Origin of the sequence: Paraburkholderia sp. HD33-4 (genome assembly GCF_021390635.1) — a bacterium.
GTDB lineage: Bacteria > Pseudomonadota > Gammaproteobacteria > Burkholderiales > Burkholderiaceae > Paraburkholderia.
This window is the reverse complement of record NZ_JAJEJS010000001.1, coordinates 2,762,649-2,779,221: the sequence shown is the minus strand read 5'-3', so window position 1 is coordinate 2,779,221 and position 16,573 is coordinate 2,762,649. Positions and strand designations below refer to the sequence as shown.

Below are 16,573 nucleotides of genomic sequence, written 5' to 3'. Positions count from 1 at the left end.
GTGCAAATGGGAAATGCGACAAGCGGTCGCGCTGGCCGTCTTCACGCCGGCGAGATCCTTGAGGAAATGGCGCTGACAGTGTGGTATCTGCGAGCGATTCTGATCGGCCTGCTGCTACTGTTCGTCCTGCTGACGATTGGTATGTACTACTGGGGCGCGCCTGTCGAGACAGCGAACCGGACACCGTCGACGATGGGTGAAACCGTGTACTTCTGCGCGATCACGGCCCTCACCATCGGGTACGGCGATGTCGTGCCCACTTCGACGTTCGGCCGGATCGACGCCGTCTGCCTCGGGTTGATCGGATTGGTGTTCACCGGGCTGTTCGTCGCCGCGGCCGTGCGAGGCGTGCAGGAGGCAGCGCATCGGGCGGAGGCGGACGGCAACGCCGACAGGGTTGAACAGGTCCGCAGGTAACCGGCCGGTTCAGGCGACGATCCGTCAGGGCTCTTGACTATTGACTACCGGTGCGAAAAGGGGGACCTTGTTTGTCTTGGCATGGGTTCGCTGTTGTCTCGATCAGACCAACTATCCGAGGTAACGATGTGGATCTTCCGTGTGGATGAGCCTCGTCTCGGGGTAATCCGTATTCGAGAATGGCGCCGCCGTGCGCGTCATACGATCGGCCTTCTCGTTCTGCTGCCGGCGTGTGCCACCGCCGGGCTGTTCATCCTCGCTCAGTCCAACACCTCATTCCCAAACAAAATACTTACATCGCTATGGAATGGGCTCAACTTCGTCACGACGCTCGGCGCCTTTGGCGTGTTGGTGGCGCACACGCTGAATGCGTCGCTCGCGAATGCAGTGCCCGGCGAAAGCCCGTTGAGAAAGATGCTGTTCGAGAGCGCTGGGCATCGAACGTGGTGATCGCGGACGAGATCATCACGAACGCGCTCGTCGGCACGATCACGACCCGAGTGGAGGTGGACCCATGAAACCAGCGGCTTCCACGCAGTCTCATCAGCATCACTCGCCGTTTCTGCAGGGACTATTGCCGTTCAATTCCGCTCAGTTGCCGCACGACATCATCGCTGGACTCACGCTGGCGGCGCTCGGCATTCCCGAGGTAATGGGATACACGAAGATATCCGGCACGCCCACCGTCACCGGTCTCTATACGATCCTGTTGCCGCTGGTGGCGTTTGCGGTTCTGGGCGCTTCGCGTCAACTGGTGGTCGCGGCTGACTCCGCAACGGCCGCGATCCTCGCCGGTACGCTGACGACCGTGGCGGCGATTGGCAGCAAGGAATACATCGGCCTCACGAGCACGGTGGCCCTGACGGTCGCCGTGATGCTGGTGATCGCGCGCATCTTTCGGCTCGGTTTTCTGGCCGACTTTCTTTCCCGCAGCGCACTGATCGGCTTTCTGACCGGGGTAGGCGTGCAGGTCGCGGCGGGGGAACTCGCCGGACTGATCGGGCTCGCGAAGCAGGGGCACGGCCCGGTCATGCAACTGGTGAGCGTGGTTCAACGTGTCGCCGAGGCGAACTATCCGACCACGGTCATTTCGCTCGTCGTACTCGCGGTGATCATCGGCTGCAAGCGCCTCGCGCCGCGCGCCCCCGGCGCGCTGATCGCCGTGATCGGCTCGATCGTGGCCAGCGGGGTGTTCAATTTCGCGGGACACGGCATCACGGTGACGGGGGAAGTGCCCAGCGGACTGCCGTCGCTGTTCATGCCGCCGCTGCATATGAACGACATCAACCAGGTGCTGGCGACGGCGGCTTCGTGCTTCATCGTGATCATCGCGCAGAGCGCGGCGACCGCGCGTGCCTACGCCACCCGCCACAACGAGAAGGGCGACGACAATGCCGACATCATCGGACTCGCGGCGGCGAACGCGGCCGCGGCGTTCACCGGCACCTTCGTCGTGAACGGCAGTCCGACCAAGACCGAGATCATCGACGATGCGGGAGGGCGCACCCAGGTCGCCCATCTGACCACGGCCGTGATCGTGCTGCTGGTGCTGCTGTTCCTCACGAGGCCGCTCAGCCTGATGCCCGCCGCCGTGCTGTCGGCTATCGTTTTCCTGATCGGTGTGAAGCTGATCGACGTGAAGGGGATGGTCGAACTCTTTCGCATGCAGAAGGACGAATTCGTCGTTGCGTTGCTCGCAGCGGGCGTGGTCGTGTTCGTCGATGTGATGCACGGTATTCTTGCCGCTGTCGTGCTGTCGCTGATCGCGCATGCGCGGCATAGCTACCGGCTGCGCACGCGCGTGTTGACGCGCACCCCCACCGGCCACTGGGTCGCACATCGCGTCGAGCCGAATCTGCTCGCGGCACCCGGCATCGTCATCTACCGGTTCGAGGCGGATCTGTTCTATGCGAACACGGGACGCTTCACGGAGGAAGTGATGAAACTCGTCAACGACGCGAGCGTTCCGTTGCGCTGGATCGTGGTCGATGCAACCGAGATCAACAATATCGACTACACGGCTGCCAAGACGCTGATTCAGTTGGGCGTGGAGCTCGACCAGCGCGGCCTGGGCATCGCCGTGGTCGCGGTTCCGGCGGGCGTGCGGCAGGAACTCGAGCGGTATAAGGCACTGCGGGTGATTGGCACGCATCGCGAGATCTTCTCGACGATCGACTCGGCGATCGACGCACTACGCGATCTGTCGCCATCCGCGGACGCGGCGCCGCCGGACGCCGGCAAACCGCGCTGAAGCAAAGCAAAGTGAAGTGAAGTGATGTGACGAAGCCGCTTGATCCCGATTCGAACAAGGAGTGACGCGTGTCTGATCCCGCTGCTGCAAAGCCGACCCAATCCGCCACGGATCACGCTGATCCGACGACGCAGGCGGCGCAAGAAGATCCGTCCACGCTGTTCGCCGGGCGAGGCTCGCTGGCCGCACGCATCGAGCAGGGCAAGGCGGCGCGCAAAAAGGCGCCGCGCGCGGAGCTGGCGACCTGCAAGATCGCGGAGCGCGATCCGATCGCTCTGCTCGACGCGTCCAACGTGGGCCGGGTGCCGGAGTTGATACCGATCCGCTACGGGCGCATGGTCGCGAGTCCGTTCGCGTTCTATCGGGGTGCCGCGCCGCTGATGGCACACGACCTGTCGAAGCTGCCGCACTCCAACATGACCGTGCAACTGGGGGGCGACGCGCATCTGGCCAATTTTGGACTGTTCGCGAGTCCGGAACGGCGCATTCTTTTCGGACCCAACGACTTCGACGAAACCCTGCCGGGTCCGTTCGACTGGGACGTGCGCAGGCTCGCTGCATCGTTCGTGATAGCCGCGCGCGAGCGCGGCTTTGCGATTCGCGATCAGCGCGGCGTGGTGCGCCGGTTATGCGAGACCTTCCGGCTCCGGCTCGCCGAATTGAGCGGCATGGACACGCTCGACGTCTGGTATTGCCAGTTCAAGGCGGCCAGCATGCTGGCGATTGCCGATTCGCTGGAGGAGAGAAGAAAAGAGCTGGCGGTCATCGAAAAAGCGAGGCAGCAGTCGTCGCGCACCGTGATGAGTCACGCAACCGAGATGGTCAACGGCAAGCTGCGCATCAAGGACGCCCCCCCGCTCGTATACCACGTCCCGCTAGAGAGCCAGCACGACCAGAAGCAGTACCAGTCGATGGTACGGCGGTTCTTCGCCGACTATCGGCTAACGCTTCCCGATGACCGGCGCGCGCTGTTCGATCGCTATGAACTGGTGGATGTCGCCATTCGCGTCGTGGGCATCGGCTCGGTGGGAACGCGGTGCTACGAGGCGCTTTTCATGGCCGACGGCGAGTGCCCGCTGTTCCTGCAACTCAAGGAGGCGCGGGCTTCCGTGCTGGAGGAGTATCTGGCGCCGAGCCGCTATCCGAATCACGGCCAGCGTGTAGTGAACGGGCAGCGTCTGCTGCAGTCGGCAAGCGACATTTTTCTCGGCTGGTCGAAGATGCGTCACACCGGCAATGACTTCTATGTGCGGCAATTGCGCGACATGAAGGGCGCGTTCGACTTCACCACGTTCGACGTCGAAGATCTCGGCGAATACGCGGTGTCCTGCGCTCACGCGCTGGCCCATTCGATGGCGAAAGCAGGAGACCCCGCGTTGCTGTGCGGATATGTCGGCAAGTCGGATGCATTCGACGAAGCCGTCGTGCAATTCGCGCTCGCTTACGCTGAACAGAATGAGGCGGACTGGACGGTGTTGAAAGCGGCGGTCAAGGCGGGGCGTATTCAGGTGATTCGTGAATGAGGGGAGGGCTCCTTTTACGGGCAAGGCCGCGCAGTCTTTGCCGGAAGGCGGCCGGTCCAGTGCGCTGAAAAAAGGCTGCCGCCAGCGCGTCTTATCTGCGAGTGCGCGCCGAACGCAACGGCGAGTCATCGACGAAGAACGAAGCAGGAACGAAGCAGGGACTAAGCAGGGACGAAGCAGGAACGAAGCAGGAAAACAGCTCGGACGTCAGGCGAACGACAGGAGCACGCTTCATGAACGCAAACGCAGCGGCCGCGGCCGGTCTGGACCAGATCATCCAGCACGTCTTCGTGCTGATGCTGGAGAACCGGTCTTTCGACCATCTGTTCGCGCTGTCGGGCATCCCCGGCATTACCGCGGCGACCGCTAGCGGAAACGCGAACATCTACGACGGCACCACCTACGCGTTCGGCGACGGCGCACCCGGCCAGATGCCCACCGATCCCGGGCATGAATTCGCCGACGTGCTCGAGCAGCTATGCGGCGCGGGCGTGAAGTTCCAGAACGGGCAGCCCTATCCGCCCGTGAACAATTCCGGCTTCGTGTCGAACTACGCGACTGCCCGCACCGAAGGCGCACCGCCGCAAAGCGGGGAGGTGGACGACATCATGCGCGGAGTCGACGCCCGTACGCAGTCCCCCGCGCTGTATCAGCTCGCGACCCAGTTCGTGCTGTGCGATGCCTGGCATTCGTCGCTGCCGGGCCCGACCTGGCCGAACCGCTACTTCCTGCATGGCGCGTCGTCGGCGGGGCTCGATCATTCGCCTACCTCGGCCGAAATGGGCAAATGGGAAGCACTGGATGGCTTCGTCTTTCCGAAAGGATCGATTTTCGACGAACTCGGCAAAGACAACTACCGCCTGTACCAGGACCACCTGGGCGATCCGCTCGGCCGGATTCCGCAGGTCGCCTCGATCAAGGGCATCAGCCTCTGCGACGTCGACGACCTGTCGCATTTCGAAACGGACCTCGCCGCAAGCTACACCGCCCGCTATACGTTCATCGAGCCGAGCTACGGCGACGTGGTGAACGACACCTACGAGAGAGGCAGTTCGCAGCATCCGATGGATGGCCTCACCGCGGGCGACCAGCTCGTCGCCCGCGTGTACAACGCGATCCGCAACTCCCCGTTGTGGGACAACAGCCTGCTCGTGATTCTCTACGACGAGCACGGCGGCTTCTACGACTCGGTTGCGCCCGGTCCCGCAACACCACCGAACGACGGTGCCGGCGGGACGCTGAACGCGAGCGGATTCGGCTTCAACGTGTATGGCGTGCGCGTTCCCGCGATCGTCGTGTCGCCTTGGGTTGCACAAGGCAAGGTGGACGACACCACTTACGATCACAGTTCCGTGCTCGCGACCCTCGAGCGCCTGTTCGGTCTTGCGCCGCTGACGGATCGCGACAGGAACGCCAACGATCTGCTGTCTCTGATCACGCAGACCTGCCGCCCGGACTGCCCGGAGAGGATAGGAACATGACACCAACGACTCCCGCACATCCGCGCGATCACGAACCGGTGCCCGAAAGCGGCACGCTGATAGCGCTGCTGCACGTGCTGCGCAAGTCCCACATGGAACTGGTGGGAAAGGACAAGGCGCACCAGCGCTTCAGTCGGGTATCGACGCGCGGCGATGCGAGAGAGTACATCGAGGAAGTGATGCCGCACCTGACGAAAGAGCGCGAAAAGCGGCGTCACGCTCGGCGCGGCAGTGGGCAATAGCACCCGCGGCGCGCAGTTCCCCGGGGTTACTCGCCACCGATACAACCTGCAGACCGGTGCTACGGCTTGCTTGCCGCACGCGCGCCATGCACACCTCGGTCAGCGTGCCGCCACGCGTATCAACCTTGCCGCCGCAACCGGCTTCGCCAGCGCGTCTGGCTGGTCATCATCGACGACGCGCCACTTCGGAAACGTCCCGGAGCCGTCGACTTTCCACGGCTCGCCCATTTCGTCGACATACATCGCGTTCGCGTTTCGCCCGAGCGCCGACGCGCGCCGCAGCGCGCCCGGCGCGGCGCGTTCGAACGACCGGCTGCCCAGTTCGTTGAACACCGTCGCAAGCGGGCGCCGCGCCTGGCCTGACCGGCTGAGCGACGTGGCAAGCGGACCCGCGGGCGCGCGCAGCACCGCTTCGGCGGGCTCGCGGCCGGCGAGGATCGCGCCCAGCAGCGCGGACGGACCGATCGAAGCCGAGGCTTCGTTGGCCGTATCGCCGGCGCGCTTCGCGGGCGGCGCGCTCGGTGAATCGAGTGCGAGCGGTTCGCTCGCGCCATCGATCTGCACGACGAGGATGACGTGCCAGTCGTCCGGCGTGTTGTTGTAGCGCGGCGCGAGCGACACCAGACGCAGTCGCGCGATGTCGAAACCCGCGTCGCGCAGCAGCAGGTACTTGGCGACGGCGAAATCCTTGCACACACCGCTCTCGGCAAAGAACCGCGCCGGCGCGTAGTAGCTGCCGTCGGTTCCGTCGCGGTAGCGGACCTCGTTGACGAGCGCGTCGGCGAGCAGCACGGCCGACGCATCGCCGGCCTTCACGCGCTCTGCCCGCACCTGCGCAACGAGGCGGCTCCAGCCGGCGGGCTCGCGCGTCAGGTGACTGCGCAGCGCCTCGCGCAGGCGCTGCACGCGGCCGATTGCATCCGACGATGGTTCGAGATTCCTGTCGGCAAGCGGCAGCAGGAACATCAGGTCGCCGACCTGCGCGAGTTCCGGGCGGATCTTGCGGTTGGCTTCCCACCACGTCCCGCTGCGCAGGCGCTCGATGCCAGCTTTCAGCGCGTGAGGCGTCGCGGAATCGCTGGGACCGTCATCGCGCGCGCCGGATGCATAGGGTTGAGGAGCGTCTGGCAGGTTCGCGGCGCCCGCGACGACGGGCAAAAGCACCGCGGCTGCCAACGCGCACCGGAGAAAGCGGAAGAACAGTCGAGCGAGCGGCATAGGGAAACTCCAGGAAGCCACACCGGGCGCCGATGCGCCCCGGTGTTTCGAAGTCCCTCCGATGGCGTTTTACGCCATTCGGCGCAAGGCAACGCCGGCTTGAAGCCAACATTGCACGCGACGTGCCAATTCGTCGTATCGCTCTACACCATTGATTAAAAAGAAAATTGTCTTCGCGGGTCGAGTTGCTGCGAACGCCCCGTGCCGCACCTCGACCAACAGGCACGCGATACCTGTTGGCGTTGCCCGCACACTTTCAGTCGCCGGAAGTCGGAGGCCTGTCTCCCTTTGACATCGCCCCTTGGGCCGTAGGCGAATCACAATGGCGGGCGATCGCGCCGGTCGTTGGTTCGTCAGCAGGGCCGCTTTATTTTGATTCAAAGAGGCCGATCCCCTGGTGCGATTGGTTATGCTGTGCTCGACAGAACACGCGACCACGTGGAACTATCCGAAGGCATGGGGAGGTTTGAATGGCTGTTGAGCACGACACGTTGCATCCACTCCGTCCGCTCCTGAAAAATTGGGTTTGGGAGCATGGACGAATCGGTACTCGCTATCTGGACTGCATCGATGGCGAAATCAAGTTCGATGAAGGCAAGAAATCGCGCTTCGCGGCCGAAAAATATGTCTACGTGCCACTCACCAAGGACGTTGACGGCGATGCCTGCGCGGATGGCCCGGCGATCCAGGAAGCGGGACTTGCCCGGTTCTTGCGGGCGGCGCAACTGGGCAAGCCGGATGAGGCCGGCTCCGTGGCGGAGGTCCACCGCGCGGTTCAGGACTGCGTGGAACTCGGGCTGTTCAGCGCGTATCAGGTGGATGCCCGGGCCGCATATGAGCGCTATGCAAGCGAGCCAATGTTCGAGGATGAAATCCGCGCGGCGGTGATCGCTGATATCCGGCGTATTTACGTGGGCATGCGCGAGCAACTGGCGCTGTACGATTTCAGTGTGCTTTACGGCTTGGCCATGCCGCTGCTTATCAGCGACACACCCTTCATCGACTGGCGTGTGCGAGCGAGTTCAGCGGCACCGTTCGTCTCGCTTCCTCTTGGACCTTATTGCCTGCTGGTCGGCGCGCCGTCGGGCAGGAGTAGCCGAACCGGCCCGGTGGTCTGGAAGGCCGCGACTTCGATGGGCCCATTGAAGGACCACAACCGGGAAATCGCGGAGCACGCACGCTTGTGGCTGGTAGCGACCACTGACGACCAACTCGTCGCGATCCAGCGCCGCTTCGCCGCGGTTAGGAGCCCTAGGCCGGAGACCTGAAGCCCTGACTGAACCGCGCGCAACGCGCGGTTCGGAGGCGGCCGAATCGTCAGGGTTAAGACCGTTTGCCCGGCGGGTTGACCCGCTGCGGATTCGATGCCGATAGCGCTCAGTTCTCATGCCGCGATTTTTTCATCGTCGCCGGATCGCGCACGATGGTGACCGCGCACGGCGCGTAGGCGAGCACCTGGCGGGCGACCGAACCGATCAGCCAGCGATCGAACGGCGTATGTCCGCGATGCCCCACCACCAGATGGTCGATGGCATGCCGCTCCGCGTATAGCACGATCTCCTTCGCCGGCGGCCCGACCACGAGATCGAACTGCACGGCCTCGTTCGAAGCGGCGAGCTTCGACTTGATCTCGTCGAGGATCGTGGTGGCATGGCGCACCTCCAGATCGATAATATCTTTTCGCTCATGCTCTATCGCACCCCAGTCCGGGGTGCGCGCGACGACCAGCACATGCAAGCGCGCGTCGAAGCGTTTCGCGAGATCGACCGCGAAAGCAACGGCATATTGCGCGGACGCCGACCCGTCATAACCTACCAGCACGTTCTGCATGATCTGCTCCTGTGCGGTTCAAACCGGGCCGTGACTTTGTCTGACGCAATGCATCGAGCCATTGGCGTGAACCGCGAGCGTTCCCCGACTTCACGGCGTCGGCGCGAAAGCATGCGCGATCCACTCGCGAACCTGCCGCGTGGATCGGCACGCGGACGACGTCGACACCTGTGGTGTTCTATCAGTTGTCGTCGCTTCTGGACGGGAGATGCTCGTGAGGCTCGGGCTCTGCCGCGTCGGCGTTCGGAAGGTCGTCCGGGGCCGCATTTTGCGGGCCTTTCGGATCGGGCTTGCTAGTCGTGCCGGCGGAAGTCTGCGCGGGGTCGGGAGAGGTGCCGGTCGGCTCAGCGGATGGATTGGAGGTCATGATGGGCTCCTGCGCTGATGAATGCAGCTTCTATCATGATAGTCCGCCTGGCCGATTTGAGTGATATGCGCTTCTGAACCCCATCACAGTTCGGCTCAGCTCGCTTCTTCCAGAACCACGACACTGCGCGCCGCCACGCGAGCTTGCTCGCTTTCGATAGCGGCCTGTTGCGCGGCCTGCACGATGTCGTGCGGATCGTCGCGCGCGGTATCGAAGATACGCCGCCAGTGCCGCCCGTCGGGCGCGGGCAACTGGACCGTGCGCGCGCAATCGTCCATGTTGAACACCGCGTGCAGTGCCGCTTCGCCCGGCTCTTCGCCGCCCAGCGTGACGGCGAGAAGCCGTGCGCCAGCATCGTGCCAGCCGGGTTCGTAGAGGCGCTCGCCATGCCATGCCGCATCCGGCCGGGTCTGCCCCGCGGAGGGCCGGCCGGTCAGAAAATGTCGCCGCCGCAGACTCGCGTGGCGCTTGCGCAGCGCAATCAATTCGCGCACGAAGCGCGACATGGCGGAGCTGGCTTCGGTGGGTGTCCAGTCGAACCAGCTCAACGCGTTGTCCTGGCAATAGGCGTTGTTGTTGCCGCGCTGGCTGCGCAGTACCTCGTCGCCGGCGAGCATCATCGGCGTGCCAAGGCTCAGGAACAGAATAGCCATTGCATTGCGCGCCTGGCGATACCGCAGATCGAGAATCCCGGCGTCGCCGGTCTCGCCCTCGGCCCCGCAGTTCCACGACAGGTTGTCGGAGTTGCCGTCGCGATTCTCGTCGCCGTTGGCCTCGTTGCGCTTCGACCCGTAGCTCACCAGATCGATCAGCGTGAAACCGTCATGGCAGGTCACGAAGTTGATGCTGTTGTTGGGCAGCCTGCCGTCGTCCGCATAGAGGTCCGAGCTGCCCGCGATGCAGGTGGCGACCGCCCCGATGAGGCCGGGGTCACCGCGCACGAAACGGCGAATCACGTCCCGATAGCGGCCGTTCCACTCGGCCCACGCCATGCCGGGAAAGGCACCGACCTGATACATGCCGGCGGCGTCCCACGCCTCCGCGATCAATGGCACGCGCGACAGCACCCGCGACGACTCGATCGCCCAGGGCAGCGGTGGATCGGCCATCAGCTCGCCGCGCTGGTCGCGCGCGAAGACGCTTGCGAGATCGAACCGGAAGCCATCGACGCCCAGCTCTTCGACCCAGTATTCGAGGCAGCGAACGATGAACGTCGTCACCAGCGGATGGTTGCAATTGACCGTGTTGCCGCAGCCGGTGTAGTCCCGATAGCGGCGCCGGTCGGCCGAGTCGAGGTGGTAGAAGATATCGTTGACGAAGCCCTTGAAGTTGATCACGGGTCCGCTCTCGCCCGCTTCGGCCGTATGGTTGAACACCACGTCGAGCAGCACGGCGATGCCCGCGGCGTGCATGGCGTCGGTCAGCGCGCGGAACTCCTGCGGCGCGCGCGCGGGATCGCGGCAGTAGCGAGGATGTGGGCTGTAGTAGCTATGCGTGCTGTAGCCCCAGTAGTTGGCGAGACCAAGGGCCGCCGTCGCGGGCGGAACGTCCTGTGAGTCGAAGGCCATCACCGGCAGCAGCTCGACGTGGGTCACGCCGAGCTGGGTCAGGTACGGAATCTTTTCGATCAGGCCGGCGAAGGTGCCGGGATGCTCGACGCCGCTCGACGGATCACGCGTAAAGCCGCCGACGTGCAGCTCGTAGATGATCGCGTCATCGAGTCCGCGCGAGATCCGCCTTGGAGGCGAGGGTAGCGGTTCCGTCACGATCGCGCGGCAGGTTGCGTGCCCGGTGGAATGAGGTTTGCCGTTCGGGGGCCGCGTCCACAGCACGTCGCTGACCGCTCGGGCATACGGGTCGAGGAGTTCGATGTCGGGATCGAACGCGTAGCCGCCGGACTGCGTATCGCGCGGACCGTCCACGCGCCACGTGTAGCAGGTGCCGAACGGCAGCGCCTCCACCATCACGTGCCAGTAGAAGAAGGTTCGGTTGCTATCGGCAGCGAGTGAAATGATCTGGAACGGCTCGGGGCTGTCCGCGGCCTCGTACAGCAATAGCTCGACGCGTGTCGCGTGGCGGCAGAAGATGCAGAAATTGATTCCGTCGGGCACCGCGCTCGTGCCCGTCGGAAACCGCGAGCCGGAGCGAACCGCATAAGCACGCGCCAATTCCGTTTCAGGGTCATTGATCAAGAGCGATCCTCATCGGGCGGATCTTCCAGATCTTGTCGCAGTACTCGCCGATGGCGCGGTCGGAAGAGAACTTGCCCGAGCGCGCGGTGTTCAGGATCGACATGCGGCTCCAGCGCCGGGTGTCCTGCCAGGCGGCGCTGACCTCGTCCTGACGCGCCACGTAGGCGGCGTAATCGGCGAGCACGAGAAACGGGTCCGCGTGCAGCAGATTGTCGACGAGCGGTCGGAACATCTCGCGGTCTCCGCGCGAGAAATGGCCGTCGGCGATCAGCTCCAGCACCTCGCGCAATTCCGCGCTCTCTTTCACGTGATCAGCGGGGCGATAACCCGCGCGCTTCACACGTTCGACCTCGTCGGCGTTCAGGCCGAACAGGAAGAAGTTTTCGTCGCCGACCTCTTCGCGGATTTCGACGTTGGCGCCGTCGAGCGTGCCGATCGTCAGCGCGCCGTTCATCATGAACTTCATGTTGCCGGTGCCCGAGGCTTCCTTGCCGGCCGTCGAAATCTGCTCGGACAGGTCGGCGGCAGGGTAGATGAAGTGGGCGTTTTTCACATTGAAGTCCGGATAGAACACGACCTTCAGCCGCCCGTTCACCACCGGATCGTTATTCACGACTTCGGCGATGCCGTTGATCAAACGGATGATCAGCTTGGCCATCGCATAGCCGGGCGCCGCCTTGCCGCCGAATACGAAGCAGCGCGGCGTCAGCGCGAGTTGCGGGTCACGCAGCAGGCGCCGGTACAGCGTGACGATCAGCAGCGCGTTCAGGTGTTGCCGCTTGTATTCGTGGATGCGCTTGACCTGCACGTCGAACAGCGCGGCAATGTCGACGCGGATTCCCGTGACGGCCCAGATATGCTCGGCAAGCACGGCCTTGTTCGACTGCTTCACGCTACGCCAGCGCTGCTGGAACGCCGTATCGTCGGCATAGGCTTCGAGCTTGCGCAGTCGCGCGAGATCCGTGACCCAGCCGGCGCCGACGGTTTCGTCGAGCAGCCGCGCGAGCCCCGGATTGCAAAGCAGCATGAAGCGGCGCGGCGTGACGCCGTTCGTGACGTTGTGAAAGCGCTCGGGCCACAGGTCGGCGAAATCCCGCAGCACGGTCTGCTTGAGCAGCCCCGAATGCAGTTCGGCCACGCCGTTGATCGCGTGGCTGCCGACCGTCGCCAGATGCGCCATGCGCACGAGCTTGTCACCGCGCTCGTCGATCAGCGACATGCGTGCGATGCGCGCGTCGTCGCCCGGATAGCGCTGCCGGACCTCGTCGAGGAAACGGCGGTTGATCTCATAGATGATTTCGAGCAGGCGCGGCAGCAGGTTGCGCATCAGCGGCAACCCCCAGGTTTCGAGTGCTTCGGGCAGCAGCGTGTGATTGGTGTACGCGAGCGCGCGCCGCGTGATGTCCCAGGCCTCGTCCCACGGCACCTGCTTGTCGTCCACCAGCAGACGCATCAGTTCGGCGACCGCGATCGACGGGTGCGTGTCGTTCAACTGCACGTTGAACAACTGCGCGAAGTGTCCGACCGGTTCGCCCTTGATTTCGGTCAGACGCAGCATGTCCTGCAGCGAGCACGACACGAAGAAGTATTGCTGCGCGAGGCGCAGGCGCTTGCCGATCTCGGGCTCGTCGTTCGGATACAGCACCTTCGACAGCGTCTCGGAGATGACCTTTTCGTTGACGGCCTCGTAGTAGTCGCCGGCGTTGAAGTCTTGCAGGTCGAACGACTCGACCGCTTCGCTCTTCCACAGCCGCAAGGTGTTGCACGTGTGGACGTGATAGCCGAGCATCGGCGTGTCGCAAGCCACGCCTTTGACCTGCCGTGTGGGGGTCCAGCGCACGCGCAGGTGTCCGCGTGCATCGGTTTCATAGTGGGTGCTGCCGCCGAAGCCCACGTAGAACGCAACTTCCGGGCGCACGATCTCCCATGGATTGCCCTCTTGCAGCCACAAGTCGGTGGTTTCGACTTGCCAGCCGTCGCGAATCTGCTGATCGAATATCCCGAACTCGTAGCGGATGCCATAGCCGACGGCCGGTATTTCCAGCGTTGCGAGCGAATCCAGATAGCAGGCCGCGAGCCGGCCGAGCCCGCCATTGCCGAGCCCCGGCTCTTCCTCGAGTTCGAGCAGCATATCGAGGTCGACGCCGAGCGCGCCCAGCGCTTCGCGTGCGTTGGTCTCGATGCCGAGATTGACGAGGTTGTTGCCGAGTTGCGGGCCGATCAGGAACTCGGCGGACAGGTAGCAGGCGACCCGCACATCGCTTTCGGCGTAGGTCTGTACCGATGCCGCCCAGCGGGCCAGCAGCCGGTCGCGCACGCTGTACGCGAGCGCCATGTACCAGTCATGCGGCGAAGCGATCGCCGGATAGCGGCCCTGCAGGCACAGCAGATTGTCGAGCACGCCGCGCTGCAGCGCGGCGGCGCTCAGGCCGATGCGCGCCGCATCCGCGTTTTGCGGCGAGGTCGTGGTGGGAGAGTCGGCCATGGTGCGTGCCCCGGTGCATGCTGCGGGTGACGTTCAGAACGGCCAGACCCAGTCGGCGACCTCGGCGCGGTCCGTGCCGTGCGTATGCGCATAGTTCAGGTTGCTGACGATCGCGTTCCTCATGTCCTCCCTGAGATGCGCGGATCTGCCTTGCAGGCGCGGCACACGGTCGAGCACGTCGATCACCAGATTGAAGCGGTCCACCTGATTGAGAATCGCCAGTTCGAGCGGCGTGTTGATGTTGCCTTTCTCCTTGTAGCCCCGAACGTGCAGATTCTCGTGATTACGAAAGCGATAAGCGAGCTTGTGGATCAGCCATGGGTAGCCGTGGAAATTGAAGATCACCGGCTTATTGGTCGTGAACAGGCTGTCGAATTCGCGCTCGGTCGAACCGTGCGGGTGCTCGCTCGCCGGCTGCATCCTGAACAGGTCGACCACGTTGACGAAACGCAGCTTGAGTTCGGGCAGGCGTTCGCGCAAGATCGCCGTCGCCGCCAGCGCTTCCTGGGTGGCGACGTCGCCGCACGAGGCCATCACCACGTCCGGTTCGGCGTCCTCGTCGTTGCTCGCGCGCCGCCACACGCCGATGCCTTTGGCGCAGTGCACGACGGCTTCGTCGATGGTGGTGAACTGCAGGTGCTTCTGCTTGTCGGCCACGATCACGTTGATGCAGTCGGTGGTGCGCAGGCAGTGGTCGGCGACCACCAGCAGCGTGTTCGCGTCGGGCGGCAGGTAGACGCGCGTGACCGAGGGACTCTTGTTGGTGACCAGATCGATGAAGCCGGGATCCTGATGCGAAAAGCCGTTGTGATCCTGCCGCCACACGGTCGACGACAGCAGAATGTTTTCCGCCGACACCCACGCGCGCCACGGCACATGATTCCTGCTGATGTCCAGCCACTTCGCGTGCTGGTTGAACATCGAATCCACCACGTGCGCAAACGCTTCATAGGTATGGAAGAAGCCGTGGCGGCCCGTGAGCAGATAGCCTTCGAGCCATCCCATCAGCGTATGCTCGGACAGCATCTCCATCACGCGGCCGTCGCGCGACAGTTCGCCGCCGTCCTCGTCCTCGGGAAGCATATCGGCCATCCACACCTTCTTGCTGACCTCGTAGATCGACTGCAGACGGTTCGACGCCGTTTCGTCCGGGCCGAACACGCGGAAGGTGTTCATGTTCGCGCGCATCGTGTCGCGCAGAAATTCGCCGAGTGGCCGCGTGTTCTCCTGCAGCGTCTTGCCCGCGCCCGCTTGCTGCACGTCGACCGCGTACGCGCGGATGTCGGGCAGCTTCAGTTCGCGGCGCAGTATGCCGCCGTTCGCATGCGGATTGGCGCTCATGCGCCGCGGGCCGTCGGGCGATAGCGCCTTCAGTTCGGGGATCAGCGTGCCGTTGGCATCGAACAGTTCGTCGGCCCGGTAGCTGCGCATCCACTGTTCGAGCACTTCGAGATTCGCGGAATTGTTGCGCACGTCGGCGAACGGCACCTGATGCGAGCGCCACGAGCCTTCCACCTTATGACCGTTGATCTCCTTCGGACCGCTCCAGCCCTTGGGCGTGCGCAGCACGATCATCGGCCACATCGGCCGCTCGAGCTTGCCCTTCGTGCGTGCCTGCTCGTGGATCTCGCGAATCTCGCCGAGCACGGTATCGAGCGTGTGCGCCATCTTCTGATGCATCTCGGCGTGGTCCGATCCCTCGACGAAATGCGGCGTGTAGCCATAGCCGACGAAGAGCGCCTCCAGTTCCCGGTTGCTGATCCGCGACAGGATGGTCGGGTTGGCGATCTTGTAGCCGTTCAGATTGAGGATCGGCAGCACCGTGCCGTCGCGTGCCGGATTGATGAACTTGTTCGAATGCCACGCGGTGGCGAGCGGCCCGGTCTCCGCCTCGCCATCGCCGACCACGCAGGCCACGATCAGATCGGGGTTGTCGAGCACGGCGCCATACGCATGCGACAGGCTATAGCCGAGCTCGCCGCCTTCGTGGATCGAGCCGGGTGTTTCCGGTGTCACGTGCGAGCCGATATGGCCGGGAAACGAGAACTGCTTGAAGAACTTCTGCATGCCCTCGGCATCCGCGCTCTTGTCGGGATAGATCTCCGAGTAGGTGCCTTCCAGATAGGCGGGGCCGAGCACGCCCGGAGCGCCGTGGCCGGGGCCGGCCATGAAGACGACGTCGAGGTCGTCGCGTTTGATCACGCGGTTCAGATGCGCCCAGACGAACGATAAGGCCGGGCTCGCGCCCCAGTGTCCGAGCAGGCGGTATTTGACGTGTTCGACTTTCAGCGGCTCGCGCAGCAGCGGGTTGTCGAGCAGATAGATCATGCCGACCGAAAGATAATTGCATGCGCGCCACCACGCATCGATCAGCTGAAGTTCGTCACTGCCGAGCGCGGTCTGCGGCGAAGCGTCCGCGGCGGGATGTTTGCCCATGTCGACGTCTCCTGTGCTTGCAGCCGCAACCCGAAGGTGGAGATCGCGCCGGGTGCGCTGCGAAAGGCGCTTCGATGATCGATGGGGTCCGAATCGCGCCTGTCGGCGGACCTCTACAACCGGGGATTCTT

The 16,573-nt window shown here is 64.0% G+C and carries 13 protein-coding genes; 7 read left to right on the top strand and 6 right to left on the bottom strand.

Features of this window, described 5'->3' with window-relative positions:
- Positions 1-6 precede the first annotated feature (6 nt).
- The 6 genes from L0U84_RS12305 to L0U84_RS12280 all read left to right on the top strand — a co-directional run bounded on the left by L0U84_RS12305 (position 7) and on the right by L0U84_RS12280 (position 5,914).
- Positions 7-417, top strand: a complete 411-nt coding sequence (locus L0U84_RS12305; RefSeq protein WP_233850196.1) for a potassium channel family protein — start codon at positions 7-9, stop codon at positions 415-417.
- A 126-nt stretch (positions 418-543) separates the two neighbouring features.
- Positions 544-867, top strand: a complete 324-nt coding sequence (locus L0U84_RS12300; RefSeq protein ID WP_233850194.1) for a hypothetical protein — start codon at positions 544-546, stop codon at positions 865-867.
- Positions 868-931: 64 nt separating this feature from the next.
- Entirely contained in the window at positions 932-2,668 is a 1,737-nt protein-coding gene (locus L0U84_RS12295) for a SulP family inorganic anion transporter (protein ID WP_233850192.1), read from the top strand.
- Positions 2,669-2,736: 68 nt separating this feature from the next.
- Entirely contained in the window at positions 2,737-4,191 is a 1,455-nt protein-coding gene (locus L0U84_RS12290) for a DUF2252 domain-containing protein (protein WP_233850190.1), read from the top strand.
- A gap of 233 nt (positions 4,192-4,424) precedes the next feature.
- Positions 4,425-5,672 (top strand): alkaline phosphatase family protein, encoded by a 1,248-nt coding sequence (locus tag L0U84_RS12285; RefSeq protein ID WP_233850189.1) that lies wholly within the window; start codon positions 4,425-4,427, stop codon positions 5,670-5,672.
- Entirely contained in the window at positions 5,669-5,914 is a 246-nt protein-coding gene (locus tag L0U84_RS12280) for a hypothetical protein (protein WP_233850187.1), read from the top strand. The genes L0U84_RS12285 and L0U84_RS12280 overlap by 4 nt, the downstream gene beginning before the upstream one ends.
- Before the next feature lie 99 nt (positions 5,915-6,013).
- Here the strand turns inward: L0U84_RS12280 and L0U84_RS12275 are convergent, their stop codons facing one another.
- Positions 6,014-7,132: a transglutaminase-like domain-containing protein gene (locus L0U84_RS12275; protein WP_233850185.1), complete on the bottom strand. Its 1,119-nt coding sequence runs from the start codon at positions 7,130-7,132 to the stop codon at positions 6,014-6,016.
- 470 nt (positions 7,133-7,602) lie between these two features.
- Between L0U84_RS12275 and L0U84_RS12270 the strand changes: the two genes are divergently transcribed.
- Positions 7,603-8,400 carry a hypothetical protein gene (locus L0U84_RS12270; RefSeq protein ID WP_233850183.1) on the top strand — a complete coding sequence of 266 codons (798 nt, stop codon included), beginning with the start codon at positions 7,603-7,605 and terminating at the stop codon, positions 8,398-8,400.
- Positions 8,401-8,509: 109 nt separating this feature from the next.
- On the opposite strand, the gene L0U84_RS12265 is transcribed toward L0U84_RS12270, so the two are convergent.
- The 5 genes from L0U84_RS12265 to L0U84_RS12245 form a co-directional block, all read right to left on the bottom strand.
- On the bottom strand, positions 8,510-8,962 hold the full coding sequence (locus L0U84_RS12265) for a universal stress protein (RefSeq protein ID WP_233850181.1): 453 nt from the start codon (positions 8,960-8,962) through the stop codon (positions 8,510-8,512).
- Between the two features lie 181 nt (positions 8,963-9,143).
- Positions 9,144-9,329, bottom strand: coding sequence for a hypothetical protein (locus L0U84_RS12260; RefSeq protein WP_233850179.1), 186 nt, complete (start codon positions 9,327-9,329; stop codon positions 9,144-9,146).
- A 95-nt stretch (positions 9,330-9,424) separates the two neighbouring features.
- On the bottom strand, positions 9,425-11,521 hold the full coding sequence (locus L0U84_RS12255) for a glycogen debranching protein (protein WP_233850177.1): 2,097 nt from the start codon (positions 11,519-11,521) through the stop codon (positions 9,425-9,427).
- Positions 11,511-14,006: a glycogen/starch/alpha-glucan phosphorylase gene (locus tag L0U84_RS12250; RefSeq protein WP_233850175.1), complete on the bottom strand. Its 2,496-nt coding sequence runs from the start codon at positions 14,004-14,006 to the stop codon at positions 11,511-11,513. The genes L0U84_RS12255 and L0U84_RS12250 overlap by 11 nt, the downstream gene beginning before the upstream one ends.
- A gap of 33 nt (positions 14,007-14,039) precedes the next feature.
- Positions 14,040-16,442, bottom strand: coding sequence for a phosphoketolase family protein (locus L0U84_RS12245; protein ID WP_233850173.1), 2,403 nt, complete (start codon positions 16,440-16,442; stop codon positions 14,040-14,042).
- Positions 16,443-16,573: the final 131 nt, after the last annotated feature.